Genomic DNA, 25,074 nt, shown 5'->3' with positions numbered 1-25,074 from the left:
AGGGATGCAGACACCGCAGCATCCTGGCGATGAGAACCTGAGTCGAGAGGATGCCGCAGCACGGGCATCCGTCATCACGCTCGACACAATCGAGGTCCATCTCGATGTGCGTTCGGCGGCCGCCTCGGCGCGGGAGGACTTTGGGACGCAGAGCGTCCTCCGGTTCGCCGCCTCGGCGCCGGAGACGTGGGTCGACTTCCTCGGGGTCTCGGTGGACGAGGTCGAGGTCAACGGTGAGGTCCGCGAGGTCGACTGGGACGGCGCTCGCATCCGGCTCACGGGACTCGCCGACAGCAACGTCGTGCGCATCGGTGCGCGCGGGCGCTACAGCCGATCGGGGGAGGGGCTGCACCGCTTCACCGATCCGGTCGACGACGCCGTGTACCTGTACACGCAGTACGAGCCCGCCGATAGCCGCCGGGTCTACCCCTGCTTCGAGCAACCCGACCTCAAGGCGCGGTGGACCTTCCACGTCACCGCCGCGGACGGGGGCGTCGTCCTCTCCGGGGGCGCGGAGACCTCGCGCACCGATGTCGACGGGGGCGTCCGGGTGTCGTTCGCCGAGACGCCTCCGCTCTCGAGCTACGTGACCGCTGTCGCCGTGGGCCCGTACCACCGGGTGGACGGGGTGTGGCACGGTGAGCGCCAGAGTGTCGACCTCGGCGTGCTGTGTCGAGCCTCGCTCGCGGAGCACCTCGACGCCGAAGAGATCCTCGACATCACGCGGCGCGGACTCGACTTCTTCACCACGGCGTTCGAACAGGACTATCCGTGGGGGAAGTACGACCAGATCTTCGTGCCCGAGTACAACCTCGGGGCGATGGAGAACCCGGGGCTCGTCACCTTCACCGAGGCCTATGTCTTCCGCGGGGTCGCGACCGTCGCTCAGCACGAGGCGCGGTCGAACACGATCCTGCACGAGATGGCGCACATGTGGTTCGGCGACCTCGTGACCATGCGGTGGTGGGACGACCTCTGGCTGAAGGAGTCCTTCGCCGATTTCATGGGGACCCACGCGAACGTCGCGACCGGTCTGTTCCCGGACGCCTGGGTGACGTTCGCGAGCCGGCGGAAGGGGTGGGCGTACGTGCAGGACCAGCTGCCGACCACGCATCCGATCGTCGCCGACATCCCCGACCTCGAGGCCGCCAAGCTCAATTTCGACGGCATCACCTACGCGAAGGGCGCGTCCGTCCTGAAGCAGCTCGTGGGCTTCGTCGGCGAGGAGGCGTTCTTCCGGGGCGCGCAGCGTTACTTCGCCGCGCACGCCTACGGCAACACCACGCTCGAGGACCTGCTGAGGGCGCTCGAGGACTCCTCCGGTCGCGACCTCCGGTCGTGGAGCGCATCGTGGCTCGAGACGACCGGGCTGCCGACCCTCACCGTGGAGCGGGGACCTCTCGCGATCCATCAGGACGTCGCCCGCCCCCACACCGTGCGCGTGGGGCTCTGGGATCGCGAGGGCGATGGGCTCGTCGCGCGCGGTGACGTCACGGTCGACCTCTTCGAGGAGCGCACGGTCGTGGCTGCCCCCGTCCTGCCCGACGCAGCGCTGGTCGTGGCGAACGTGGACGACCGGTCGTATGCGAAGGTGCGCCTCGATGACAGATCGCTGGAGGTCGTCACGCAGGGCCTCTCGACCATGCCGGATGCGGTCGCCCGGGGCGTGGTGTGGGCGGCCCTGTGGAACGCCGTGCGGGACGGGGAGCTCTCGGCATCCGCCTATCTCGCCATCGCGACGCAGCACGCGCCCGGGGAGTCACACCCCGCACTGCTGGCGGACGTCCTCGCCCACGCGGCGTTCGCGATTCGCCACTACGTCCCGGCCGGCGCGCGTGCCGCAGCCGCGGACGCCTGGCTGGACGTCGCCTGGACCGCGATGGATGCCGCAGGTGCCGGCTCCGACGCGCAGGTGATCTGGGCTCGTGCCGTCGGTGTGGCTGCGGAGCTCTCATCCGTTCGCGCCGATCGGATGACAGCGATCCTCGACGGAGCGGCGCCGGTTCCCGACGGTCTGTCGCTGGATCCCGAGCTGCGCTGGGGGTGGGTGTTCGGCCTTGCCGCCGCGGGACGGCTCGACGCGGCGGCCATCGAGGGGGAGACGACGCGGGATGCCACCTCCTCGGGCCGCACGGCACGGCTCGCCGCCCTCGCGGCGCGGCCGGAGGCATCCGTCCGTCGGGATGCGTGGCTCGCGGCGTGGGAGGACGAGACGCTGACGAACGATCATCTGGACGCCACCATCCGTGGCGTGCGTGCAGGAGAGAGCCGAGCCTTCGTCGGGAAGTTCGACGACGACTACTTCGCCCGCATCCTGTCGGTGTGGCGTTCGCGGAGCATCGAGATCGCCGCGCGCCTCGTGCGCGGACTGTTCCCCGCGACCGACGACACCGCCCGCGTGGATGCCTGGCTGGACGCACACCACGACGCACCGGGCTCGCTGCGCCGGATCGTGATCGAGCAGCGCGATCATCTGGCGCGCGACCTGCGGGTCCGCGCCGCCGCGGTCGCTCGGCGCTGAGGCATGACAACAGCCCCGGGGATCGGCCCCCGGGGCTGTTGTCATCAGCGGACGCTCAGGCGATGCCGCGGATCGGCGGGTGGTGGAACGTGTCGCCGAACACCCGGTCGCTGGCGCCCTCCCGGTCGAGGTAAGGGGTGGCTCCACCGTCGATGAACGGCCAGCCCGCACCGAGGATGAGGCAGAGGTCGATGTCCTCGACCTCGGGGACCACGCCCTCGTCCAGCATGAGCTTGATCTCGTGCGCGAGCCCGTCTTGGACGCGGCGCAGGATCTCGTCGGCGGATGCCGGCGTGGAGCCGGTGGCCTTCTTGGCGACCTTCTCCGCGGCCTTCGTGAAGCCGGTCACCCGGCCGCCCTTGTCCTTCTCGACGACCTCGTCCAAGGCGGCGAGCTCGTGGAAGTTCTCGTTCGCATAGAACCGGTCGGGGAACGCGCGAACCATCGTGTCCTGCACGTGAGCGGCGACCTTCCATCCCACGAGGTCGATGAGCTGGAACGGCCCCATCGGCAATCCGAGCGGGGCGAACGCCTTCTCGACGTCGGCGACCGGAGTCCCTTCGTACACGGCGCGCGCAGCCTCGCCCATGACCTTGGCGAGCAGGCGGTTCACGACGAAACCGGGAGCGTCCGCGGTGAGGACCGCGTTCTTGCCGAGGCCCTTCGCGACGACGAAGGCGGTCGACAGTGCGGCATCCGAGGTCGTCGGCGTCTTCACGACCTCGATCAGCGGCATCACCGCGACCGGGTTGAAGAAGTGGAAGCCGACGAGCCGCTCGGGGTGCGCCAGCTTCGCCCCGATCTCCTCGACCGAGAGCGACGAGGTGTTCGTCGCGAGGATCGCGTCCTCGGCGACCACCGCCTCGATCTCGGCGAAGACGGCCTGCTTGACCCCGACCTCCTCGAAGACGGCCTCGATGACGAAGTCGCAATCCGCGTACTGCGACTTGTCCGTCGTCCCGGTCACGAGCGAGCGCAGCTTGTTGGCGGTGTCGCCGTCGAGCCGTCCCTTCGCCTCGAGCTTGCCGATCTCTTCGTGGATGTACGCCACGCCCTTGTCGACGCGCGCCTGATCGAGGTCGGTGATGAGGACGGGCACCTGCAGCTTCCGCACGAACAGCAGCGCGAACTGGCTCGCCATGAGCCCGGCGCCGATCACACCGACCTTGGTCACCTTCTTGGCGAGCGCCTTGTCGGGAGCGCCGACCGGCCGCTTCGCGCGCTTCTGCACGAGATCGAATGCGTACATGGATGCCGCGAACTGATCTCCCGTGACGAGTTCGGCCAGCGCGTCGTCCTCGCGCGCGAAGCCCTCCGCCTTCGTCCCGCTCCTGGCCTTGTCGAGCAGGTCGAGTGCGACGTAGGGGGAGCGGGGTACGGCGCCGATCTTGGACTCGAGCATGCCCCGTGCGACCTTGATCGCGATCGGCCACTTCGTCAGTCGTTCGATCTTGCCGGGCGCGTGCTTCCGTTCGACCTTGACGGCGCCCGTCAGGACGTCATCGGCCCAGCGGAGGGACGCCTCGAGGTAGTTCGACGCGGGGAAGATGGCGTCCATGATCCCCAGGTCGAAGGCCTGCTGCGGCTTGAGCACGCGGTTCTGCTTCAGCGGGTTCGAGATGACGACCTCGAGGGCGTTCTCGATGCCGATGAGGTTCGGGAGCAGGTAGGCGCCTCCCCAGCCGGGGATGATGCCGAGGAAGACCTCGGGCAGCGCGATCGCCGCAGCCGAGGCATCCACCGTCCGGTAGGTGGAGTTGAGCGCGATCTCGAGCCCGCCGCCGAGCGCGAGGCCGTTCACGAACGCGAACGAGGGCACACCGAGATCGGACAGCTTGCCGAGCACGTGGTGGCCGAGCTGCGCGATGAGGCGCGCGTTCTCGACCGACCCCACGTTGCTGACCTCGCTGAGGTCGGCTCCGGCGGCGAGGATGTACTGCTTGCCGGTGATGCCGACGGCCTGGATCTCGCCCGCGCGCGCCCGGGAGGCGAGGGCGTCGAGGGTGGCGCCCAGGGCAGTCAGGGTCGCAGGCCCGAGCGTGTTGGGACGTGTGTGATCGCGGCCGTTGTCCAGCGTGATCAGGGCGAGTACCTTGCCGCTGGCGAGGGTCACGTCCCGCACGGGCGAGTTCGTCACGACCTCGGTGTCGGAGAGGGCGAGCAGGGGCGAGAAGTCGATCTGGTCGTAGGTGGTCATCGTCGGCTGCCTCACTTCTTCTTCTTGCCGTTGTAGTGCGGGTTCTCCCAGATGACCGAGCCGCCCTGCCCGAGTCCCACGCACATGGCGGTGAGCCCGTAGCGGACGTCGGGGCGCTCGGCGAAGTGCGCCGCCAGCTGGATCATCAGGCGGACACCGGATGCCGCGAGCGGGTGCCCGAGCGCGATCGCACCACCCCACGGGTTTACCCGCGGGTCGTCGTCGGCGATGCCGAAGTGGTCGAGGAGCGAGATCACCTGCACGGCGAACGCCTCGTTCAGCTCGAAGAGGCCGATGTCGTCGATCGTCAGGCCGGCCTTCTTGAGCGCCTTCTCGGTCGAGGGGATCGGACCGATTCCCATGATCTCGGGCTGCACACCCGCGAACGCGAACGAGACCATCCGCATCTTCGGGGTGAGGCCGAGCTCCTTCACGGCGCCGCCGCCGGCGAGGAGCGACATCGTCGCGCCGTCGGTGAGCGGGGAGGAGGTCCCGGCCGTCACGCGTCCGTGCGGACGGAACGGCGTCTTGAGGGCGGCGAGGTCCGCCATGGTCGTCTGCGGGCGACGACCCTCATCCTCGGTCGCGAGGCCCCAGGCGCCCTCGGCATCCTTCACCGCGACGGGTACGAGGTCGGGCTGGAACCTGCCGGCCTCGTAGGCGGCCTGCGCTTTGTGCTGGCTGAGCATGCCGAAACGGTCCGAGCGCTCCTTGGTGAGCTGCGGGAACCGGTCGAAGATGCGCTCCGCGGTGACGCCCATGTTCAGCGCGCCGGGGTCGACCATCTTCTCGGCGACGAAGCGCGGGTTCGGGTCGGCGTTGCCGCCGATGGGGTAGTGCCCCATGTGCTCGACGCCGCCGGCGAGCGCGATGTCGTACATCCCGACGCCGATCGCGCCGGCCATCGTGGTCACGCTCGTCATCGCGCCGGCGCACATCCGGTCGATGGCGAATCCGGGCACCGTCTGCGGGAGTCCTGCGAGGATCGCGACCGAGCGCCCGAGGGTCAGTCCCTGTTCGCCGGTCTGGCTCGTCGCGGCGATCGCGACGTCGTCGACGCGGTCAGCGGGAACCGCGAGGTTCCGCTCCATCAGGCCGATCGTCGCCTTGACGGCGAGGTCGTCGGCGCGCGTGTTCCAATACATGCCCTTCTCGCCGGCACGCCCGAACGGGGTGCGCATTCCGTCGACGAAATAGACGTCCGAAAGCTCGGCCACACTGCCTCCAATGATTGGGTTCTCACCCAGCCTAAGGAGGCCGCGATGCCGCGAAAATCGGTTGGGTCGAACCTACGAAGCGGTCTCGGATGCCGCGTCGGGCACCTGCACGGAATCGACAAAGGCCGTGGCGATCACCTGTGCAGTCTGTGCAATCTGCCACGAGCGCGCGCCGAGTTCGCGGAGCGCCTCGCCGATCATTTCGGCGGTGACTTCGGCGGGCGGGTGCCAAGCGACGCGGCGCAGCAGGTCGGGGGTGAGGAGGTTCTCCGTCGGCATGCGCAGCTCCTCGGCGCGCGCCTCCACGAGGGGGCGGGCAGCCTTCAGACGGGCGTCCGCCGCAGGGTTGCGATCGGCCCACGCCCGGGGCGGCGGCATGCCGTCACCGGGACCGCGCTCGGCGGGCAGTGCGGGGTCGCTGCGACCCGCCTCGATGGCCGCCCACCACCGGTCGAGCTGGCTGCGGCTCGCCCGTCCGGTGAACTCCTTGACGCGCGCCAGATCCTGCTTCGTGGCCGGGTCCGCGATGACGGCCGCGACGAGCGAGCGGTCGGGCACGAGCCGCCCGGGGGAGACGTCCTCTTCGCGGGCATACTCCTCGCGCGCCGTCCACAGGGCCCGCGCGACGGCCAGGGCGCGACGGCCGCGCACGGTGTGGAGTCCGCTGAGACGGCGCCAGGGCTCTTCGCGGGGCGGCTTGGGCGCGCGGGTGCGGACCGCTTCGAACTCCTCCTCGGCGAACGCCGTCTTGCCCTGTTCCTCGAGCTCGGCCGCCAGCGCGTCGCGGACGTCGATGAGGTGCAGCACGTCGAGGGCGGCGTACTCGAGCCACCCCTGGGGAAGGGGCCGCGTCGACCAGTCCGCCGCGGAGTGCGCCTTCGCGAGGGTGATCCCGAGCGTGTCCTCCACCACGGCGCCGAGACCGACCCGCTCGTGGCCGAGCAGCCGCGCGGCGAGCTCGGTGTCGAAGATGCGGGGAGGCACGAGGCCCGCGTCGCGGAGTGACGGCAAGTCCTGGCTGGCGGCGTGGAGGACCCATTCCTCCTCGCCGATCGCCGCCTGCAGCGCGGAGAGGTCGCCGATGGCGGGCGGGTCGAAGAGGAACACCTCGCTGCCGCGTCGATAGACCTGGATGAGGTAGGCGCGCTGCGAATACCGGAAGCCCGATGCCCGCTCGACGTCCACCGCGACGGGCCCATGGCCTGCCGCCAGGCGCGACGCTGCGGCCGCCGCCGCATCCTTCTCGGCGATGACGTCGTATTCAGCCACGTGTACTCCGCTGTCCGCCGAAAACGGCGATGTTCTCCGAGCCCGGCGGGAGGCCTGCCAACATGCAGACCAACTCGCCCCAGGCGTCCATGTGACTGGTCGGGTCCTTATCGGGGGACCACGACGCGCGGAGCTCGATCTGCGCGCCGTCGCCCTCCGCGGCCAGCGTCCCGAACCCCTTGGAGAGGGTCTTGGTCGCTGTGCCGGATGCCGCGTGGAACGTCGCTCCACGTGCGGCCAGGGCATCGACCAGCCATGACCAGGCTACGTCGGCCAGCAGGGGATCGGTGCCGATCTCCGGTTCGAGGGGCGCCTGCGCGAAGCAGACGATGCGCCACGCGCCGCCCCAGGCATCCGGTTCCGATGCATCGTGCAGGATGACGATGCGACCCGTCCCGTAGGGGGATTCCCCGTCGTCGTCCGGTCGGACGTCGCCCGCGAAGGCGATCGCCTCGGGGGCGAGCGATGAGGGTGCGGCGATCTCGCGCACCACGAAGTCCTCACGGAAGCGCAGGGCGCGCAGGGCGTCGCTCGCAGCAAGGAACTCCGGCGTCCCGGTCGGGGATTCGGTCACGGCGACAGACTAGAGTGAGGGCACCATGAAGGCTTCCAGGCGCGCCGTCCCCGACACGGCCCGGCCGGGGACCGCCGTCGCGGCACGGAGCGTCATCGTCGCACTCGCGACCGGTGTGGTGAGTGCCTCCGGGCTGCTCGCGCTGCTCGCCGGGCGCGTCGCGCGACGCGTGGTGACCCTTTCTGCCCGCGTACCGGACACGACCCTCGTGGACGTCGACGTGGCGGCCCAGACGATCACCCTCTCCCGATCGGATGACACGGTGCTGCCGGGTCGCTACGGCCTGTTCACCACTGGGACGCAGGACTACATCAAGGTCGGTACGGTGCTGACGGCCGGCCCCGAGACGGTCACCCGCAAGCTGTTGACGCAGATCGATGAGTCGGATCGCCTGGATGCGGCGGCGGCGTTCAGCGGGTGGTACTTCTCCGACCCGACCGAACTGCACCTGCCGTTCGAGCACGTCTCGGTCACCACCTCGCTCGGACCCTGCCCGGCCTGGGTCTTCCCCGCAGACCACCCGAGCGATGTCTGGGCCGTGCACATCCACGGCCGCGGGACGACGCGGGCCGAGACGCTGCGCGCGGTGCCGGTGCTGCACGCGGCGGGGATCACGTCGATCCTGACCTCCTATCGCAACGATACGGACGCGCCCCGCAGCCGCGGGGGGAGCTCGGCTCTCGGTGCGACGGAGTGGCGTGACGTCGACCGCGCCATCGGGTACGCCCGCTGCGCGGGGGCTCGACGGATCGTGCTCATGGGGTGGTCGATGGGTGGTGCGATCGCGCTGCAGCTGGCGGTCGGCTCCGCCCACCGCGACCTCATCGCGGGCGTCATCCTCGACTCACCGGTCGTCGACTGGCGACTCGTCCTCACGCATCACGCGGACCGGACGCGCATCCCACGACCTCTCACGCACCTCGCCCTCGACGCGTTGACCCGGCCCTGGGCCTCCAGTCTGACCGGCGCAGGGGACCCGATCCCCTGGGACCGACTGGACGTCCTCGCCCGCGCGGACGAGCTCGTCGCACCGATGCTCATCCTCCACAGTTCCGGGGACGACTTCGTCCCGCCCGATGCCTCCCGGGCCCTGCGGGACCGGCGCCCGGACCTGATCACACTCGACGAGTTCGACGGTGCGCGACACACGAAGCTCTGGAACTACGACGAGGAGCGGTGGACCTCCGTCATCCGCGACTGGCTGAGCGCGCAGGGCCTCACCGGCGACGCAGGCGCAGGTAGCTGAAGCCGTCGTCGCCGACGAGCACGCCCGTCGGCGTCGTGTCGACCGGTCCGGTGATCGGGAGGAACGGACCGGCGCTCGGCACGAGGCGGGGAGCCGCGGTCACGCAGTACTCGTCGATGACGTCCGCGTCGGCGAACTTAGCGGCCAGCGACGGGCCGCCCTCGCAGACGATCCGACGGATGCCGCGATCCTCGAGCGCGGCGAGGATCCCGGCCACGGGCATCCGCTCGTCCTCGGACTCGACGCGCACGATACTGACGCCGTGGACGGCCGGGGGTGTGGGCGCGTCGCGCGGGAGGACGAGGAGCACCTGATCCGCCGGCCCGTCGGCGGCCGGCTGCAGGCGATGTCCGGCGAGGTCGCCCGAGCGCGACACGACCACGAGGCGGGAACGCTTCGGGAGGAGGTACCCCTCCGCCCGCACCGTCTGGGCGCCGACGACGACGGCGTCGGCGGAAGCGCGGATCACACCCAGGATGGCGCGATCGGCCCGGTTGGTCAGCGTGTCACTCGTCCCGTCGGTCCCGACTGCCGAGCCCGTGAGCGAGGTGATCATATTGAGGCGCACCCATGCATCGCCGGCGGGGGCGTAGCGGTCGGTCAGCCACGCGCGTCCGTCGGGGGTCGAGGCATCCACTCGTTCGCCGGTCGACGGCACCACCTCGGTCAGCCACACGCGGCCATCCTCGCACGGCGACCCACGCGGCGATGGCGCTCCGCGCGGCGACTAGGCTGATCGCGTGCCCCTCACTTCCTCCGGAACCACGCACCTGAGCGAACGCGATCCGAAGGTGACCGGCGCCGAGATGGTCGCCGCTCTCGTGCCGCCGCCGCAGTTCGATGAGGCGACCTTCGCGACATACCGCGCCGACGACGCCTATCCGTCGCAGCAAGAGGCCAAGGACCTGCTCGAGGTGTTCAGCTCGGGTCGGGGAGCCCCTGCTGCCCGTGGTGGATTCTTCCGACGGGCCAAACGCGAGGCGCCCCTGAAGCCGGGTGTCTACCTCGACGGCGGCTTCGGCGTCGGCAAGACCCACCTGCTCGCAGCGATCTATCACGCGATGCCGGCCCGCCGGAAGTACTTCGGATCCTTCATCGAGTACACCGCGCTCGTCGGTGCGCTCGGCTACCAGAAGACCGTCGAGCTCTTCCGCGGCGCCGACCTGTTGTGCATCGACGAATTCGAGCTCGACGATCCGGGCGACACCATGGTGATGACGCGCCTCATCGCCGAACTCGTCCCCACCGGCACGAAGCTCGCCGCCACGTCCAACACGCCGCCGAACGCGCTGGGGGAGGGACGGTTCGCCGCGCAGGACTTTCTGCGCGAGATCCATGCGATGGCCGAACACTTCCAGACCATTCGGATCGACGGCACCGACTATCGGCAGCGCGCCGTCGACGGGCACGCGGTCGTCCTCGACGAGACCGCCTACGAGGGCGCGATGACGGATGCCGCGGCATCCGCTCTCGTCTCCGATGACGACTTCGGCGCCTTCATCCGCCACCTCGCGTCGGTGCATCCCTCGCGGTACATCCGTCTCATCGAGGGGATCGGCACCATCGGGCTGCGCGATGTCGTCGGCTTCGACGATCAGTCCGCCGCTCTGCGCTTCGTGGCGTTCGTGGACCGCGCCTACGACGCCCAGATCCCGATCCGTGCCACGGGCACCGCGCTCGACTCGGTTTTCCGCGAGGACATGCTCGCCGGCGGATACCGCAAGAAGTACCTCCGCGCCATCTCCCGACTGGTCGCTCTCACCCATTCGTAAGGCGGGACTGGTTCCTCTCGCAGACCGGGGAAACCTGATGTTTACCTCGACGGCCCGCTCGTAACCGGCGCGAAACACAGTTGCACCGCCCGACGAAACTGGGCACCTCGACACTGGGGACACCCGACGCTACACCTGCGTCCCTGCAGAGAGGTTCCCTTTCGAGATGGATCAAGGCAACACCGCATTCATACTCATCGCGGCGGCACTAGTCCTGCTGATGACACCCGGTCTGGCGTTCTTCTACGGCGGTCTGGTCAAGGCGAAGAGCGTCATCAGCATGATGATGATGAGCTTCGGCGCACTCGGCCTCATCGGCGTCCTCTGGGTCATCTACGGCTACGCCATCGCCTTCCCCGGCGCTGAGGGCACGCTCGCGCCGTGGTCGATCGACTGGGGCGCCACCGGACTCACCAACGTGCTCGAGCCCGCCGAGGGTGCCGCATACCCGCCGCTGGCCTTCGTCGCCTTCCAGGCGACGTTCGCGATCATCACGGTCGCTCTCGTCTCCGGCGCCATCGCCGACCGCGCCAAGTTCGGCGCGTGGATGGTGTTCGCGGCTGTCTGGGCCACGGTCGTCTACTTCCCGGTCGCCAGCTGGGTGTTCAACTTCGGCCTCGCCGATGACGGATCCTTCGCCTACGGCGGTTGGATCACCCACGGTCTGCAGGACGTGTTCGGCGTCGGTGCGATCGACTTCGCCGGTGGAACCGCGGTGCACATCAACGCCGGTGCCGCCGCTCTCGCCCTCGCCCTCGTCCTGGGCAAGCGCGTCGGATTCCAGAAGGGCGTGCACGTCCCGCACAACCCGCCCTTCGTCCTGCTCGGTGCAGGTCTGCTGTGGTTCGGCTGGTTCGGCTTCAACGCGGGGTCCGAGCTCGCCGCAGACAACACGGCGGCCCTCGCGTTCGTCAACACGATCGCCGCTCCTGCTGCGGCTCTGCTCGCCTGGCTCCTGGTGGAGAAGATCAAGGACGGCAAGCCGACCTCCGTGGGCGCGGCGTCGGGTGCGGTCGCCGGTCTCGTGGCGATCACCCCGGCGTGTGGCTCGCTCGACCCGATCTGGGCGATCTTCCTCGGTCTCATCGCCGGCGCCGTGTGTGCTCTCGCGATCGAGCTGAAGTTCAAGCTCGGGTTCGACGACTCGCTCGACGTGGTCGGCATCCACCTCGTCGGTGGTCTCATCGGAACGCTGTACCTGGGCTTCTTCGCCCGCGGCACCGGCCTGTTCATGGGCGGCGACGCCTCGCAGCTGATCGTCCAGGCCATCGCGGCGTTCGCAGTGCTGATCTACTCGTTCGTCCTGGCCTACATCATCGGGTTCGCGATCGAGAAGACGATCGGCTTCCGCGTGAAGAACGAGGACGAGATCGCCGGTATCGACACGGTCGTCCACGGTGAGGCGGGCTACGTCCTGGCCGACACCAAGGAGTGATCACGACGATCTGATCGTCCCGAAGGGGGCGTCGCGGGCTGACCGCGGCGCCCCCTTCGTCGTGCCGGGACGCGATCCTTGCGCGCGGGCGCCGTCCACCATAGGTTGGCGGGGAAGCGCTTTCCAGCACCCTGACGCGTCCGATGACGGACGAGAGAGGACGAGGATGTCCCGCATCCGCACCACCACAGCCTGGAGCGCGGCCGCCGCGTTCGCCCTGATCCTGACCGGATGCGGCCCCGCCGGCGCCGGCGACGGGGCCGAGTACGACCCCGACGAGAAGGTCTCACTCGACTTCGCATGGTGGGGGAACGACGACCGCGCGGCTCGATACAACGAGCTCATCGCGGCATTCAACAAGGAGTACCCGAACATCACGGTGAAGACGACCTTCACGGACTTCCCGAGCTACTGGGAGCAGCGGCAGGTCGAGGCAGCAAGTGGAAGCCTTCCGGATGTCTTCCAGTTCTCCGACAGCTACCTCCGTCAATACGGGGAGAGCGGGGCGATCCTCGACCTCGCTGAGGTGGCGGATCAGATCGACTTCACGACGTTCGAGGATGCGCTTCTGGGCACGGGCCGTCTCGACGGCGTGCAGTACTCCCTTCCGACCGGCTACAGCCTCTGGGCGAACTTCGTCAACCAGGACCTGCTCGAGGCGCAGGGGCTCGACCTTCCGGAAGGAGGCTCGACGTTCGAGGAGTTCGACGACTGGCTCGCCGAGGTCACGGACGCGACCGGAGGTGACCCGTTCGGCGGCACGGACTACACGCAGCGCATCCAGGTCTTCGAGCTCCAACTCCGTGCCGCCGGTAAAGCGTTGTATACGCCAGAGGGCGAGCTCGGGTTCACCGAGCAGGAGCTGACCGACTTCTGGCAGTCGGGAGCGGGACTGCGCGACGGAGTCACCATTCCGCAGCAGCAGCTCGAAGAGATCAGCCCCGTGTCGGGATTCGGCGCGACTCGCACGATGTCGGAGATGAGCTGGAGCAACTTCCTCGGCGGCTACCTCGCCGATTCGGGCGCGTCGTCCATCGCGATCGTCGCGCCGCCCACGGCGGAACCCGGCGCGAAGGACCTGTACCGGCAGGGCGGGCTTCAGGTCGCGATATCCTAGCGCAACGAGCACCCCGAGGCCGCGGCACTCTTCCTCGACTACGTGGTGAACAGCCCGGAAGCGGGTGAGATCTTCGGCACGACCCTCGGATTCCCGGCATCCACCAGCAAGCTCGAGGGGGCGACACTCGAAGGCCCCGACCAGCAGGTGGCCGACTACATCGAATCGGTCTCGGAGCGGATCGGCGACGCGCCGCCTGCGGCCGTGGTCGGATACGGGTCGCTGGAGCAGAAGTTCTGGGACCTCGGCAAGGAGCTCGGGCTCGGGACGAAGACCGTGGATGCCGCGGTTAGCGAGTTCTTCACCGAAGCGGACGTGATCCTCAACGGCTGAGCCCACGAACGAGGAAGCCCCCGACGTCGAACGTCGGGGGCTTTTCGGTGGGCGATGCCGGACTCGAACCGACGACCTCTTCCGTGTGAAGGAAGCGCGCTACCAACTGCGCCAATCGCCCGAATGACACTCGGGCCGATGTCCGAGCATACCGGATTCGCGGGCTCCGGCCGAACCAGCGGGGGCGCGCTGAGGTGACACGCGCGGGGCGTGCCCGGTTTTGCGCTTGCGCCGGAATCGTCTAGTGTTTAACGAGTGCCGGAGCGATCCGGAACGAAATGCGGATGTAGCGCAGTGGTAGCGCATCACCTTGCCAAGGTGAGGGTCGCGAGTTCGAATCTCGTCATCCGCTCGAGTGTGGGGATCTTCCTCCGGGGAGATCGCGTCACGTGGGTCAAACCACACACGGTGGCGTGGCCGAGTGGCTAGGCAGCGGCCTGCAAAGCCGTCCACACGGGTTCGAATCCCGTCGCCACCTCCACTCCACAACTCAACAGCCTTCACAGGCGCGATTGGCGCAGCGGTAGCGCGCTTCCCTGACACGGAAGAGGTCACTGGTTCGATCCCAGTATCGCGCACAGACAAACCCCCGGTCATCCGGGGGTTTTTTGTTGCCCGGAAGCCGCTGGGCAGACGGCGACGCCACAACGCCGCCACTCTCCGTCAACCAGCGGCCGAGACCGACTCCGACTCCGGCAACTCGTGCAGGCCAGCAGGGGAGTTCGCCGCGGACATCAGCCGCTCGACCCACTCGTGGTTGAGCGGGATGCGGGTGTCGCTGCGACGGCGGAAAGCGAGGCTCGACGCGCGGTTCATCCAGACGGTCGTGCGTCCCGTCCCCTCACCTGCGGCGCGAGACCACGTGAAGAGGAAGGCCTCACCGCGGCGAAGCTTCGCGTAGATGACGGCTTCGAGATGAGCGAGAGTGCGATCGTCGATGTCGAATCGCGTGGTGCTGTTGTAGGCGAGGAGTCCCATGGAACCGACCCAGGTCGAGGCGTACAGAAGGGCGGAGCTGCGGTCTCCAGTGTCATCCTCTCATTCGCGCACGGCATCTTCGTGCAGCTTCCGGACGTGTCATACGGCCGTCACAGCCCACTGGGACAATGCGGGGCATGACCACCGCCCGGATCATCGTCCTGTTCGTCCTCGCCGCTGTCGCTGAGATCGGCGGCGCATGGCTGATCTGGCAGGCGGTGCGCGAGAGCCGCGGCTGGTGGTTCGCGCTGCTCGGGATCGTGGCGCTGGGTGCCTACGGTTTCATCGCCGCGCTGCAACCCGACGCGAACTTCGGGCGGGTGCTCGCGGCCTACGGGGGAGTGTTCGTCGCCGGCTCGCTCGCCTGGGGGATCGTGGTCGACGGCTTCCGGCCCACCGTTTGGGACTACGTCGGGTCGGGCGTCGCCCTGGTCGGGGCCGCGATCATCATCTTCGCTCCGGTCGTGACCGACGCCGTCGACGGATGACCGCGACCCGGACACGGTTCAGGGAACGATGACCGCGCGTCCGCGAACCTTGCCGGCCGCGAGCGCCTCGTAGGCGGCCGGACCGTCGTCAAGGGAATACCGCTGCACCTCGACCGAGACCTGCCCCGAGCGGGCGAGCTCGAGCACCTCGATCAGCTCACTGCGCGAGCCCCAGTACGGAATCCGCAGAGCCGCGTCGTAGGCGATCGAGCCGAAGCCGACGTGCGCGGTGCCGCCCCCGATCCCGACGATGGTGACGTCGGCGTCGACGGCCGCAGCGCCGACCGCGGTCGCGATTGTCGGTTCCGCGCCGACGAAGTCGAACACCGCGTTCGCGCCGAGTCCGCCGGTCAGCTCGCGGATGGCGTCGACCGCGTCGGCGTCGCTCAACACGGCGTGGTGCGCGCCGACCTCGCGCGCGAGCGCAAGCTTCTCGTCGTTCACGTCCAGTGCGATGACGGTCGTCGCCGACACGGCGCGCAGGATCTGGATCGCGACATGGCCGAGGCCACCCGTTCCGATCACGACCGCGGTCGTGCCGGCGCCCAGCTTCGGCAGCGAGGTCTTGATCGCGTGGTACGGCGTCAGGCCGGCATCCGTCAGCGAGACGTTCTTCACGGGGTCGAGGTCCCCGAGCGGGACGAGGTGACGCGCGTCGTCGACGATCATGTACTCCGCCATCGAACCGGGGGCACCCAAGCCTGGGGGCATGATCCCCTCAGCCTGCGCGTTGGTGCAGTAGTTCTCTTTGCCCTGCGCGCAGTTGCGGCACCGCCCGCATCCCCACGGTCCGTAGACGGCGACCGCATCCCCGACCTGCAGGTGCTCGACGCCGTCGCCGAGTTCCGCCACGATGCCCGCGCCCTCGTGACCGAGCGTCAACGGCAGCGGGTACCCGGCCGCGGTGTACTCCTCCTCGCTGAGACCCATGACGAACTCGTCCGAGTGGCAGACGCCCGCCGCTGTGACCTTGATCAGCACCTGACCCGGTCCGGGGACCGGCTTCTCGATCTCGACGACCTCGGGATGGGAACCTATGCGCGTGTATTGAAGTGCCTTCATGAGTGGCACGTTACGCTCCGCAGGACTCGCTCAGCAGGCCCCTGCGCGGCGGCATCTCGGGCGATAGGATCCCGCCATGGCCCACCTCGTGCTCACTGTGGTCGGCGACGACCGTCCCGGACTCGTCAACGCCCTCGCCGAGCAGGTTTCGGCTGCGGGCGGCAACTGGGAGCGCAGCGAGCTCGCCGAGCTGGCCGGCGCCTTCGCCGGCATCGTGCTCGTCTCGATCGACGACGATCGCGAAGCCGACCTCGTCACCGCGCTCGAAGGACTCGACGGGATGCTGCGTGTCACCGTCCACGGCGGCCGCCTCGCCGCGGACGTGGAACCCGTCGAGCGCTCGCTCGAGGTCACCGTCCTCGGCAACGACCGCCCCGGTATCGTGCGCGACGTCACCGCCGCAATCGCGGCGCATGCGCTCAGCATCGACACCTTCAGCAGCCGGACGCTGGACGCGCCCATGGCGGGCGGGACCCTCTTCGAGGCGACCGTCGCCTTCCGCGTCCCGGCCGGAGCGGACGCCGCACCGGTGACGGCGGCGCTCGAGGAGCTCGCCGGCGAGATCCAGGTGGACCTCACCGTCGCGTGACGTGGACCGCGTCGACGAGATCCGCGCGCGCCTGCGAGCCGCCGCCGACCCCGACCGCGCCTTAGGCCAGCAGGCGTACATGAAGTCGACCCTCCCGTTCCTCGGGGTACGCGTCCCCGACACCCGTCGGATCGCGCGGGGGGCGGTTGCGAGGGAACCCGATGCCGCGCGCGTCCTCGCGGACGCGAGGGAGCTGTGGGATGCGGCATCCCACCGGGAAGAGCGGTACGCGGCCATGATGCTGCTCGCCGTCCCCCCGGCGCGGGCGGACCTTCGAATCGTGCCGCTCGTCGAGCACATGGTGCGGACCGGACGCTGGTGGGACATCACGGATGAGCTGAGCGGTCGCATCCGCGAGCTCCTCGACGAGCATCCCCGCGACGGCGAGGCGCTCGTACGCGGGTGGTGCGTGAGTGACGAGTTGTGGCTGCGACGCCTCGCCGTCCTCAGCCAGCTCGGACGACGCGAGCGCACCGACCTGCGGCTTCTCGCCGACGCGCTGGAGCCGAATCTCCGCGACCCCGAGTTCTTCCTCCGGAAAGCGATCGGATGGGCGCTTCGCGACGCCGCCCGGGTGTACCCGGAATGGGTGTCCGCTTACGTTGCGGCGCACGCGCTGAGCCCGCTCAGCCGGCGTGAGGCGTTGAAGCACCTCTGAGATCAGCGCAGCAGCAGGGGGACGGTGGCGGCGACGACCACGAGAGGAGCGGCGACGAGACCCCACACGATGAACCGGCTCCACGGCAGGTGCACGTCGGCAGCGACGAGCCGCTGATGCCAGAGCAGCGTGGCCAGTGACGCCCACGGCGTGATGAGCGGCCCCGCGTTCACACCGATCAGCAGCGCGGCAAGCCGCTCCGGCGTTCCCGTCGCGGATTCCAGGAGAAGGTACGCCGGCAGGTTGTCGAGCGCATTCGCCGTCACGAGCCCGGTGCCCGACATCCGCAGCAGGTCGAGAGGCTGTGATCCCGTGCCGGCGATCGCCGTCGCGATCTGCCCCGAACCCCACGCCTCGAGGGCGGCGACCGCCGAGAACAGCCCCGCCGCGAAGACGAGCAGCGACCAGGGGATCAATCGCAGGCCCAGCGCCTTCGGCGAGCGCCAGGCGAACAGCCCGATCAGCGCGAGCGCCGCCACCGTGGCCGGGATCCACGGCTCGATCCCGCTCACCAGCAGCGGCAGCAGCGCGATGACGACGACGGATGCCGCCACGAGCTGCGCGCGGTCGCTGACCCGGGGCGGCGGGGCGACCGGGAAGGTTCCGACCAGGGCGCGCCGGTGGAAGGCCCAGAGGAGCGCGACGGTCACGAGCACGGCGACGACGGCCGACGGGCCCAGCAGGAGGACGAAGGCGGCCGGATCGGCGGCTCCCGGCATCCGGGCGAGGGCGAGGAGGTTCGTGAGATTCGACACCGGCAGCAGGAGCGATGCCGTGTTCGCCAGCCAGACCGTCGTGAGGGCGAAGGGGAGGGGCGGAAGGCCGTTCGCCCGGGCGACGGCGATCACGACCGGGGTGAGGAGGACAGCAGTCGTGTCGAGCGAGAGAAAGGCCGTGGTCACGATCGCAAGGGCCACGACGAGGAGCCAGAGCACCGTGGTGCGGCCCCGGGACAGTCGCGCCAGCCAGGATGCCGTCACGTCGAACACCCCGGCCTTCGCCGCGAGCTCGGCGACCACCGTCACGGCGACCACGAACGCGAGGATCGGAAGGACACGCTCGGCGACGGCGCCGAGGTCGGACAGGGGCAGGATGCCGGTGGCGGCGGCGACGATCGCGCCCACGAGCAGGACGACCCCCGCGAGAGCGAGCTTCACGGCATCCATCATCGCCCCTGTCGGCAGCCCAGTAGACTCGCAGGATGCAGAACAGCCGGATGTCCCACATCGCCGGCACGCGAACGCCGCGGGCCTGAGCGGGCGGAGCGCGCACAGCGCTCGAAGCTGAGTCACCGTGATCCGAGCCACCTTCTGGAGACCCCCCCTTGTCTGATCCGATCGTTCCGGCGGACGTCGTCCTTCCCGCCGACGGCTTCGCCCTGTTTCCCGACCGATCTGTCGTCGCCCTGCGCATCGACGGCGAACTGAAGGATCTCGCCACGGTCGTGGACACGCTCGACGGGGTCGAGCCGGTCACCGTGTCGAGCCCCGACGGACTGAACATCCTGCGCCACTCGACGGCGCACATCCTCGCGCAGGCGGTTCAGCGTGTACGCCCGCAGGCGAACCTCGGCATCGGTCCGCCGGTCACCGACGGTTTCTATTACGACTTCGGCGTCGAGGAGCCGTTCACCCCGGAGGACCTCAAGGCGATCAAGAAGGAGATGGAGCGCATCGTCCGCGAGGGCCAGCGCTTCGTCCGCCGTGTCGTCACCGACGAGGAGGCGCGCGCCGAGCTCTCCGACGAGCCGTTCAAGCTCGAGCTGATCGGGCTGAAGGGCGGTACGAAGGAGGCCGCCGAGGGAGCCTCCGTCGAGGTCGGTGCCGGAGAGCTCACCATCTACGACAACGTCACCCGCGACGGCGAGACCGCCTGGAAGGACCTCTGCCGCGGTCCTCACGTGCCCAACACGCGGATGGTCGGCAACGGCTGGGACCTCACCCGGATGGCCGGCGCGTACTGGCGCGGCAGCGAGAAGAACCCGCAGCTGCAGCGCATCTACGGCACCGCCTGGCCGTCGAAGGACGAGCTGCGTGCGTATCAGCATCGCCTCGAGGAGGCCGCCAAGCGCGATCACCGCAAGCTCGGCAAGGAGCTCGACCTCTTCTCGTTCCCCGACGAGATCGGTTCGGGTCTGAGCGTCTGGCACCCCCGGGGCGGTGTGGTCCGCGGTGAGATGGAGCAGCACGCCCGGCGTCGTCACATCGAGGGCGGGTACACCTACGTGTACACCCCGCACATCTCGAAGGAGGACCTCTTCCTGACTTCGAACCACCTCGTCACCTACAAGGACGGCATGTTCCCGCCGATCGTCATGGACGAGGAGCGGGATGCCGACGGCAACATCACGAAGCAGGGCCAGGACTACTACCTGAAGCCCATGAACTGCCCGATGCACATCCTGATCTACAAGGAGCGCGCCCGGAGCTACCGGGACCTGCCGCTCCGCTTCGCCGAGAATGGGACGGTCTACCGCAACGAGCTCTCCGGCGCCCTGCACGGGCTCACGCGCGTGCGCGGGTTCACCCAAGACGACTCCCACCTGTTCGTCACCCCCGATCAGCTCGAGGCGGAGGCGACCCGAGTGCTCGAGTTCGTCATCTCCATGCTCCGCGACTTCGGTCTCGAGGACTTCGAGCTCGAGCTGTCGATGCGCGACGACGAGAAGGAGAAGTGGATCGGCAGCGACGAGTTCTGGCAGTACTCGACCGATGCGCTCCGCAACGTCGCCCTCGCGAGTGGCCTGAAGCTGACGGAGGTTCCCGGCGAGGCGGCCTTCTACGGTCCGAAGATCGACCTGAAGACGAAGGATGCGATCGGCCGCACCTGGCAGCTGTCGACCGTGCAGGTCGACCCGAACCTGCCCGAGCGCTTCGGGCTGGAGTACACCGGACCCGATGGCGAGAAGCACCGCCCGATCATGATCCACCGGGCGCTGTTCGGTTCGATCGAGCGCTTCTTCGCGATCCTGCTCGAGCACTACGCCGGAGCGTTCCCCGTGTGGCTGTCGCCCGTGCAGGTGGTGGGCATCCCCGTCGCAGAGCAGTACGGCGAGTATCTCGACGAGATCGTCGGCCGGCTGCGCGCGCGGGGCGTCCGGGCGGAGGTCGACCACTCCGACGACCGCATGCAGAAGAAGATCCGCACGCACACCACCCAGAAGGTGCCGGTGCAGCTGATCGCAGGGGAGCAGGACCGGTCCGCCGGCACCGTGTCGTTCCGGTTCCGCGACGGCTCGCAGACCAACGGCATCCCCGTCGATGAGGCGATCGAGAAGATCGTCGCCGCGATCGCGGATCACACCCTCGTCAACACCTCTGCGGACCTGGCATGACGGGCGACGACCGTCGGGTCGAGGACGCCGCCGACCTGGCAGGAGTGCCCGACGAGTTCCAGCGCCTGTGGACGCCGCACCGCATGGCCTACATCCAGGCGGGGCCGGAGCCGCTCGTGCACGACTGCCCCTTCTGCGCCGCGCCGGGAAAGACGGACGAGGAGGGTCTCATCGTCGCGCGCGGCGAGACGGCCTACGTCCTGTTGAACCTGTTCCCCTACAACTCGGGGCATCTGCTGGTCTGTCCGTATCGTCACTTCGCGACGTACGACGATGCGACGCCGGAGGAGGTCGCCGAGATCGGTGCGCTGACGCAGGTGGCCATGCGCGTGCTGCGCACCGTCGCGAAGTGCGACGGGTTCAACCTCGGCATGAACCAGGGAGCGGTCGCGGGGGCGGGCGTCGCCGCGCACCTGCACCAGCACATCGTTCCGCGGTGGGCGACCGACGCGAACTTCTTCCCGATCATCGCCAAGACGAAGGCGCTGCCGCAGCTGCTCGGCGAGGTCCGCCAGGCGGTCCAGGAGGGCTGGCCGGTCCTCTGACGCGACCAGCCCGCCCGGGTCACCGCACCTGGGTGACCTCGAACTGCATGCGCGGGTTCGCGTAGGCCTCCTGCGCCTCGATCAGCTGCAGTTCGCGCGATCCCGCATCGTAGGTCTGCTGGAGCAGATCGAACACGCTCGACGTCGTCCGCGCGAGGGCGTCGGCCGCATCGCCGGTTCGCCGGAAGTGGGCCGTGAACAGCGCGGCCGTGACGTCACCCGACCCGTTCGCTTTCATCGGGATGTGCGGCGTCCGGACGATCCACGCGCCGTCGTCCGTGACCGCCAGCATCTCGATCGTTCCCTCGGGACGGTCGGGTCGCTCGACGCTCGTGACGAGCACGGTCGACGGACCCATGGCCCGTGCCGCATCGACCGAGTCGAGGGTCGACTCGAGGTCGGACGGCTCGGTGCCGGTCAGGAACCCGAGTTCGAACTGGTTCGGCGTGATGAGGTCCGCGGCGGGGACGACCCGCTCACGCAGCAGGATCGGGATGGCGGGGGCCACGAAGCATCCGCTCTTCGCGTTGCCCATCACTGGGTCGCACGCGTAGACGGCGGAGGGGTTCGCGGCCTTCACGCGGGCTACGGCGTCGAGGATGACGTCGCCGATGCCCTCACCGCCCTGGTAGCCGAAGAGGACCGCGTCGATCTCGCCGAACGCGCCGCGCTCCTCGATCCCGGTGATGACGTCGGCGACATCCTGCGGACTGATGAGCGGCCCGCGCCAGGCCCCGTAGCCGGTGTGGTTGGAGAAGTTGACGGTGTACACCGGGTACACCTCGACGCCGATGCGCTGCAGGGGGAACACCGCGGCGGAGTTCCCGACGTGCCCGTACGCGACGGCGGACTGGATGGAGAGGATCTTCACGGGGCGGTGCTCGCTTCCGGTGAGGGCGCGATCGCTCGCGCCGAGGCGGCGACATCGGCGGCCAGGCGCGCGAGGTCGGGGTCGGACAGGTCGTGGACGGTCAGGCGCAGTCGGTGGGTCGCGTCGTGGTCGGCGAGGACGAACTCGTCGCCGGGGCGGGCGAGCCAACCGCGGCGCATGAGCTGTTCCGCCACGGCACGGGCCGGTGCCGGGACGCGCACCCAGATGCTCAACCCGTCGCCGGCGGTCGTCGGCAGGCCGACGCGCGACAGCTCCGCGGCGAAGGCGTCGTTGCGCGAGCGGTAGTGCCGTGCGGCCTCCTCGACGCGCGTCAGCACGGCGTCGTCGGAGACCAGGGCGAGCACGAGACGCTGCAGCAGGTGGCTCACCCAGGTCGATCCGGGACTGAGCCGGCGGGCGAGGCGTTCCGCCGTCTCCGCGTCGCTCGCCGTGACGGCCAGGCACATGTCGGGACCGAGGAACTTCGACACGGATCGGATCAGGGCCCACCGGTGGTGGCCCGCTCCGATGATCGAGTGGTAGGGCTCCCTCGACAGCATGGAGAAATGGTCGTCTTCGATCACGAGGACATACGGATGCCGCTCCAGCACAGCCCGCAGCTCCGCCGCGCGCTCGGCGGTGAGACTGACGCCGGTGGGGTTCTGGGCGCGCGGCGTGCAGACGATGGCGCGGACGCCTGCGTCGAGCGCGGCTAGGAGGCCCGCCACGGTCATGCCCTGCTCGTCGACGGGAATGGGGACCGGGCGGTACCCGCCGATTCGCACGGTGCGGAGCGCCGAGAGGAAGCAGGGGTCCTCGAGACCGACGGCGTCGTCACGGGTCAGTGCATCGGCGAACAGACGCTCGAGCGCGTCGACCGCGCCGCCCGTGATGGTCAGGCGGAGGTCGTCGCGTCCGGGCAGGTCGGCCCCGATCCACCGCGAAGCCCACGCGTAGAGGTCGGGGTCGATCGTCGGTTCGCCGTAGAGGACGGGGCGTCCCGCGAGGCTTGAGAGCGCGTGCGACGGGTCGGGGATGAGGGTCGGGTCGGGGTTGCCGGTGCCGATGTCGCGCAGGACGGTGTCGGCGGCGAAGCCCTCCTGCGCCGGATCCGACCGCGGTGCGACGCGCGTCCCGGCGCGTCCGGCGGTCTCGACGGCGCCGGCCGCCGCGAGGTGGCGGTAGGCGGCGACCACCGTGTTGCGGTTGACGCCGACGATGTCGGCGAGCGCCCGGACCGAGGGGAGGGCGGCGCCGGGAGCGAGATCGCCGCGATCGATGAGGGTACGGATGCTGTCCGCGATCTCGGCGGCGGTCTCGCCGCCGATCGTCAGGACGTCCTCTGCCATGGCGACGAGTCTATGTCCGAGTCATGGTAACTTTTGGCCTATGCCAACGAACTCCACTGGAACCGCCCGCGTCAAGCGCGGCCTCGCCGAGATGCTCAAGGGCGGCGTCATCATGGACGTCGTCACCGCCGATCAGGCGAAGATCGCCGAGGACGCCGGCGCCGTCGCCGTCATGGCGCTCGAGCGGGTGCCGGCCGACATCCGAGCACAGGGCGGCGTCGCGCGCATGAGCGACCCCGACCTGATCGACGACATCATCGCCTCGGTGTCCATCCCGGTGATGGCCAAGGCGCGCATCGGGCACTTCGTCGAGGCGCAGGTGCTGCAGGAGCTCGGGGTGGACTACATCGACGAGTCCGAGGTGCTCTCGCCCGCGGACTACGTGAACCACATCGACAAGTGGGGCTTCACGGTGCCGTTCGTCTGCGGGGCGACCAATCTGGGCGAGGCGCTGCGACGCATCACCGAGGGGGCGGCGATGATCCGCTCCAAGGGCGAGGCCGGCACGGGCGACGTCTCGGAGGCGATGAAGCACATCCGCAAGATCCGCGGTGAGATCGCGGCCCTCGCGGCGTTGCCCAAGGACGAGCTGTACGTCGCCGCGAAGGAACTGCAGGCGCCGTACGAGCTCGTTGCCGAGATCGCGGAGACCGGCACCCTGCCCGTCGTCCTGTTCGTGGCCGGCGGTGTCGCGACACCGGCGGATGCCGCGATGATGATGCAGCTCGGTGCGGACGGCGTGTTCGTCGGCTCCGGCATCTTCAAGAGCGGGAACCCCGCTGAGCGGGCGGCCGCGATCGTCAAGGCGACGACGTTCTTCGACGACCCGAAGGTGATCGCGGACGTCTCGCGCGGTCTGGGGGAGGCGATGGTCGGGATCAACGTGTCGGACCTCGCCGCACCGCACCGTCTCGCCGAGCGGGGCTGGTGACGGCTCTGCGGGTCGGCGTCCTCGCGCTGCAAGGCGACGTGCGTGAGCACACCCGTATGCTTACCGGTCTCGGTGCCGACGTCGTCCCGATCCGACGGCCGGAGGAGCTCGCTCGCGTCGAGGGGCTCGTGCTCCCCGGCGGCGAGTCGAGCGTCATCGACAAGCTCTCCCGGGCGTTCGGCATGCGCGAACCGCTCCGCGCGGCCATCGCGGACGGGATGCCGGTCCTCGGCACCTGCGCCGGCCTCATCCTCCTCGCCGAGCGACTCGTCGACGGGATCGAGGGACAGCAGACGCTGGGCGGGCTCGATGTGACGGTGCGACGCAACGCCTTCGGGGGTCAGGTGGAGTCGTTCGAGACGGAGCTGGACGTGCCCGCGGTCGGCGGCCCGCCCGTGCGGGCGACGTTCATCCGCGCTCCGATCGTCGAGGAGGTCGGGCCGGCGGCCGAGGTGATCGCCTCGCTCCCGGACGGACGACTCGTCGGCGTCCGGCAGGACGCGATCATCGGACTCTCCTTCCATCCCGAACTCGATTCCGAGACGCGGTTCCACGAGCTGTTCCTCGCGAGCGTGCGCGACGCGTAGT

The 25,074-nt window shown here is 69.4% G+C and carries 23 protein-coding genes and 4 tRNA genes; 16 read left to right on the top strand and 11 right to left on the bottom strand.

The window, feature by feature from the left end; translation table 11 throughout:
• Positions 1–4 precede the first annotated feature (4 nt).
• Complete coding sequence (gene pepN, locus ACIGEP_RS05405; protein WP_396660582.1) at positions 5–2,521, top strand: aminopeptidase N; 2,517 nt, start codon at positions 5–7, stop codon at positions 2,519–2,521.
• Between the two features lie 55 nt (positions 2,522–2,576).
• Here the strand turns inward: pepN and ACIGEP_RS05400 are convergent, their stop codons facing one another.
• The 4 genes from ACIGEP_RS05400 to ACIGEP_RS05385 form a co-directional block, all read right to left on the bottom strand.
• Positions 2,577–4,718: a 3-hydroxyacyl-CoA dehydrogenase NAD-binding domain-containing protein gene (locus ACIGEP_RS05400; protein ID WP_396660581.1), complete on the bottom strand. Its 2,142-nt coding sequence runs from the start codon at positions 4,716–4,718 to the stop codon at positions 2,577–2,579.
• A gap of 11 nt (positions 4,719–4,729) precedes the next feature.
• Positions 4,730–5,935 (bottom strand): thiolase family protein, encoded by a 1,206-nt coding sequence (locus ACIGEP_RS05395; RefSeq protein WP_396660580.1) that lies wholly within the window; start codon positions 5,933–5,935, stop codon positions 4,730–4,732.
• A gap of 72 nt (positions 5,936–6,007) precedes the next feature.
• Positions 6,008–7,204: a ribonuclease D gene (locus ACIGEP_RS05390; RefSeq protein ID WP_396660579.1), complete on the bottom strand. Its 1,197-nt coding sequence runs from the start codon at positions 7,202–7,204 to the stop codon at positions 6,008–6,010.
• Complete coding sequence (locus tag ACIGEP_RS05385; protein WP_396660578.1) at positions 7,197–7,778, bottom strand: DUF3000 domain-containing protein; 582 nt, start codon at positions 7,776–7,778, stop codon at positions 7,197–7,199. The genes ACIGEP_RS05390 and ACIGEP_RS05385 overlap by 8 nt, the downstream gene beginning before the upstream one ends.
• Positions 7,779–7,803: 25 nt before the next feature.
• Here ACIGEP_RS05385 and ACIGEP_RS05380 point away from each other — a divergent pair, with 25 nt between their 5' ends.
• The gene (locus ACIGEP_RS05380) at positions 7,804–9,024 is read left to right on the top strand and encodes an alpha/beta hydrolase family protein (RefSeq protein WP_396660577.1); all 1,221 of its coding nucleotides are present in this window, start codon (positions 7,804–7,806) and stop codon (positions 9,022–9,024) included.
• Here ACIGEP_RS05380 and ACIGEP_RS05375 read toward each other — a convergent pair.
• Entirely contained in the window at positions 8,996–9,700 is a 705-nt protein-coding gene (locus ACIGEP_RS05375) for a dihydrofolate reductase family protein (protein WP_396660576.1), read from the bottom strand. The two genes, ACIGEP_RS05380 and ACIGEP_RS05375, sit on opposite strands and share 29 nt — an antisense overlap.
• Positions 9,701–9,764: 64 nt before the next feature.
• Between ACIGEP_RS05375 and zapE the strand changes: the two genes are divergently transcribed.
• From zapE to ACIGEP_RS05355, 4 genes are all read left to right on the top strand, one after another.
• Positions 9,765–10,796, top strand: coding sequence for a cell division protein ZapE (gene zapE / locus ACIGEP_RS05370; RefSeq protein ID WP_396660574.1), 1,032 nt, complete (start codon positions 9,765–9,767; stop codon positions 10,794–10,796).
• Positions 10,797–10,962: 166 nt separating this feature from the next.
• Positions 10,963–12,231, top strand: coding sequence for an ammonium transporter (locus tag ACIGEP_RS05365; RefSeq protein ID WP_396660572.1), 1,269 nt, complete (start codon positions 10,963–10,965; stop codon positions 12,229–12,231).
• 166 nt (positions 12,232–12,397) lie between these two features.
• The gene (locus tag ACIGEP_RS05360; RefSeq protein WP_396660571.1) at positions 12,398–13,348 is read left to right on the top strand and encodes an ABC transporter substrate-binding protein; all 951 of its coding nucleotides are present in this window, start codon (positions 12,398–12,400) and stop codon (positions 13,346–13,348) included.
• Between the two features lie 45 nt (positions 13,349–13,393).
• Positions 13,394–13,681, top strand: coding sequence for a hypothetical protein (locus tag ACIGEP_RS05355; protein ID WP_396660570.1), 288 nt, complete (start codon positions 13,394–13,396; stop codon positions 13,679–13,681).
• A gap of 48 nt (positions 13,682–13,729) precedes the next feature.
• Here ACIGEP_RS05355 and ACIGEP_RS05350 read toward each other — a convergent pair.
• Positions 13,730–13,802: transfer RNA gene (locus tag ACIGEP_RS05350), tRNA-Val, on the bottom strand.
• Between the two features lie 159 nt (positions 13,803–13,961).
• On the opposite strand from ACIGEP_RS05350, the gene ACIGEP_RS05345 reads away from it, so the two are divergent.
• The 3 genes from ACIGEP_RS05345 to ACIGEP_RS05335 all read left to right on the top strand — a co-directional run bounded on the left by ACIGEP_RS05345 (position 13,962) and on the right by ACIGEP_RS05335 (position 14,259).
• Positions 13,962–14,033: transfer RNA gene (locus tag ACIGEP_RS05345), tRNA-Gly, on the top strand.
• A 55-nt stretch (positions 14,034–14,088) separates the two neighbouring features.
• Positions 14,089–14,162 (top strand) — tRNA-Cys (locus ACIGEP_RS05340).
• 25 nt (positions 14,163–14,187) lie between these two features.
• Positions 14,188–14,259, top strand: a tRNA-Val gene (locus ACIGEP_RS05335).
• 85 nt (positions 14,260–14,344) lie between these two features.
• Here the strand turns inward: ACIGEP_RS05335 and ACIGEP_RS05330 are convergent.
• Positions 14,345–14,659 carry a hypothetical protein gene (locus ACIGEP_RS05330; RefSeq protein WP_396660569.1) on the bottom strand — a complete coding sequence of 105 codons (315 nt, stop codon included), beginning with the start codon at positions 14,657–14,659 and terminating at the stop codon, positions 14,345–14,347.
• A 137-nt stretch (positions 14,660–14,796) separates the two neighbouring features.
• On the opposite strand from ACIGEP_RS05330, the gene ACIGEP_RS05325 reads away from it, so the two are divergent.
• Positions 14,797–15,147: a YnfA family protein gene (locus tag ACIGEP_RS05325; protein ID WP_396660568.1), complete on the top strand. Its 351-nt coding sequence runs from the start codon at positions 14,797–14,799 to the stop codon at positions 15,145–15,147.
• Between the two features lie 18 nt (positions 15,148–15,165).
• Here the strand turns inward: ACIGEP_RS05325 and ACIGEP_RS05320 are convergent, their stop codons facing one another.
• Positions 15,166–16,209, bottom strand: coding sequence for an NAD(P)-dependent alcohol dehydrogenase (locus ACIGEP_RS05320; protein WP_396660567.1), 1,044 nt, complete (start codon positions 16,207–16,209; stop codon positions 15,166–15,168).
• Between the two features lie 76 nt (positions 16,210–16,285).
• Here ACIGEP_RS05320 and ACIGEP_RS05315 point away from each other — a divergent pair, with 76 nt between their 5' ends.
• Positions 16,286–16,798 (top strand): glycine cleavage system protein R, encoded by a 513-nt coding sequence (locus ACIGEP_RS05315; RefSeq protein WP_396660566.1) that lies wholly within the window; start codon positions 16,286–16,288, stop codon positions 16,796–16,798.
• A 1-nt stretch (position 16,799) separates the two neighbouring features.
• Positions 16,800–17,456, top strand: coding sequence for a DNA alkylation repair protein (locus ACIGEP_RS05310; protein ID WP_396660565.1), 657 nt, complete (start codon positions 16,800–16,802; stop codon positions 17,454–17,456).
• A 2-nt stretch (positions 17,457–17,458) separates the two neighbouring features.
• Here ACIGEP_RS05310 and ACIGEP_RS05305 read toward each other — a convergent pair whose 3' ends face one another.
• Complete coding sequence (locus ACIGEP_RS05305; protein ID WP_396660564.1) at positions 17,459–18,625, bottom strand: SLC13 family permease; 1,167 nt, start codon at positions 18,623–18,625, stop codon at positions 17,459–17,461.
• A 155-nt stretch (positions 18,626–18,780) separates the two neighbouring features.
• On the opposite strand from ACIGEP_RS05305, the gene thrS reads away from it, so the two are divergent.
• Entirely contained in the window at positions 18,781–20,790 is a 2,010-nt protein-coding gene (gene thrS / locus ACIGEP_RS05300; protein ID WP_396660563.1) for a threonine--tRNA ligase, read from the top strand.
• Positions 20,787–21,335 (top strand): HIT family protein, encoded by a 549-nt coding sequence (locus ACIGEP_RS05295; protein ID WP_396660562.1) that lies wholly within the window; start codon positions 20,787–20,789, stop codon positions 21,333–21,335. Before thrS ends, ACIGEP_RS05295 begins: the two co-directional genes overlap by 4 nt.
• A 19-nt stretch (positions 21,336–21,354) precedes the next feature.
• On the opposite strand, the gene pdxY is transcribed toward ACIGEP_RS05295, so the two are convergent.
• Both pdxY and ACIGEP_RS05285 read right to left on the bottom strand, forming a co-directional pair.
• Entirely contained in the window at positions 21,355–22,206 is an 852-nt protein-coding gene (gene pdxY, locus ACIGEP_RS05290) for a pyridoxal kinase PdxY (RefSeq protein WP_396660561.1), read from the bottom strand.
• Positions 22,203–23,555 carry an aminotransferase class I/II-fold pyridoxal phosphate-dependent enzyme gene (locus ACIGEP_RS05285; RefSeq protein WP_396660560.1) on the bottom strand — a complete coding sequence of 451 codons (1,353 nt, stop codon included), beginning with the start codon at positions 23,553–23,555 and terminating at the stop codon, positions 22,203–22,205. The genes pdxY and ACIGEP_RS05285 overlap by 4 nt, the downstream gene beginning before the upstream one ends.
• A 40-nt stretch (positions 23,556–23,595) precedes the next feature.
• On the opposite strand from ACIGEP_RS05285, the gene pdxS reads away from it, so the two are divergent.
• Positions 23,596–24,486, top strand: a complete 891-nt coding sequence (pdxS, locus tag ACIGEP_RS05280; RefSeq protein ID WP_396660559.1) for a pyridoxal 5'-phosphate synthase lyase subunit PdxS — start codon at positions 23,596–23,598, stop codon at positions 24,484–24,486.
• Positions 24,483–25,073: a pyridoxal 5'-phosphate synthase glutaminase subunit PdxT gene (gene pdxT, locus ACIGEP_RS05275; RefSeq protein WP_396660558.1), complete on the top strand. Its 591-nt coding sequence runs from the start codon at positions 24,483–24,485 to the stop codon at positions 25,071–25,073. Before pdxS ends, pdxT begins: the two co-directional genes overlap by 4 nt.
• The last annotated feature ends 1 nt before the right edge of the window (position 25,074 follow it).

The sequence above is a fragment of the Microbacterium sp. NPDC077663 genome (genome assembly GCF_044542795.1).
In the GTDB taxonomy this organism is placed as follows: domain Bacteria; phylum Actinomycetota; class Actinomycetes; order Actinomycetales; family Microbacteriaceae; genus Microbacterium.
Note: the sequence above shows the minus strand (reverse complement) of the source record. Positions and strands in the feature narration are given on the sequence as shown.

Coding starts and splice junctions, on each gene's coding strand:
- ACIGEP_RS05380 (WP_396660577.1), top strand. CDS start 7,804: ATGAAGGCTTCCAGGCGCGCCGTCCCCGACACGGCCCGGCCGGGGACC.
- ACIGEP_RS05330 (WP_396660569.1), bottom strand. CDS start 14,659: ATGGGACTCCTCGCCTACAACAGCACCACGCGATTCGACATCGACGAT.
- ACIGEP_RS05400 (WP_396660581.1), bottom strand. CDS start 4,718: ATGACCACCTACGACCAGATCGACTTCTCGCCCCTGCTCGCCCTCTCC.
- ACIGEP_RS05295 (WP_396660562.1), top strand. CDS start 20,787: ATGACGGGCGACGACCGTCGGGTCGAGGACGCCGCCGACCTGGCAGGA.
- ACIGEP_RS05320 (WP_396660567.1), bottom strand. CDS start 16,209: ATGAAGGCACTTCAATACACGCGCATAGGTTCCCATCCCGAGGTCGTC.
- ACIGEP_RS05325 (WP_396660568.1), top strand. CDS start 14,797: ATGACCACCGCCCGGATCATCGTCCTGTTCGTCCTCGCCGCTGTCGCT.
- ACIGEP_RS05315 (WP_396660566.1), top strand. CDS start 16,286: ATGGCCCACCTCGTGCTCACTGTGGTCGGCGACGACCGTCCCGGACTC.
- pepN (WP_396660582.1), top strand. CDS start 5: ATGCAGACACCGCAGCATCCTGGCGATGAGAACCTGAGTCGAGAGGAT.
- ACIGEP_RS05360 (WP_396660571.1), top strand. CDS start 12,398: ATGTCCCGCATCCGCACCACCACAGCCTGGAGCGCGGCCGCCGCGTTC.
- ACIGEP_RS05305 (WP_396660564.1), bottom strand. CDS start 18,625: ATGATGGATGCCGTGAAGCTCGCTCTCGCGGGGGTCGTCCTGCTCGTG.
- ACIGEP_RS05285 (WP_396660560.1), bottom strand. CDS start 23,555: ATGGCAGAGGACGTCCTGACGATCGGCGGCGAGACCGCCGCCGAGATC.
- pdxS (WP_396660559.1), top strand. CDS start 23,596: ATGCCAACGAACTCCACTGGAACCGCCCGCGTCAAGCGCGGCCTCGCC.
- ACIGEP_RS05365 (WP_396660572.1), top strand. CDS start 10,963: ATGGATCAAGGCAACACCGCATTCATACTCATCGCGGCGGCACTAGTC.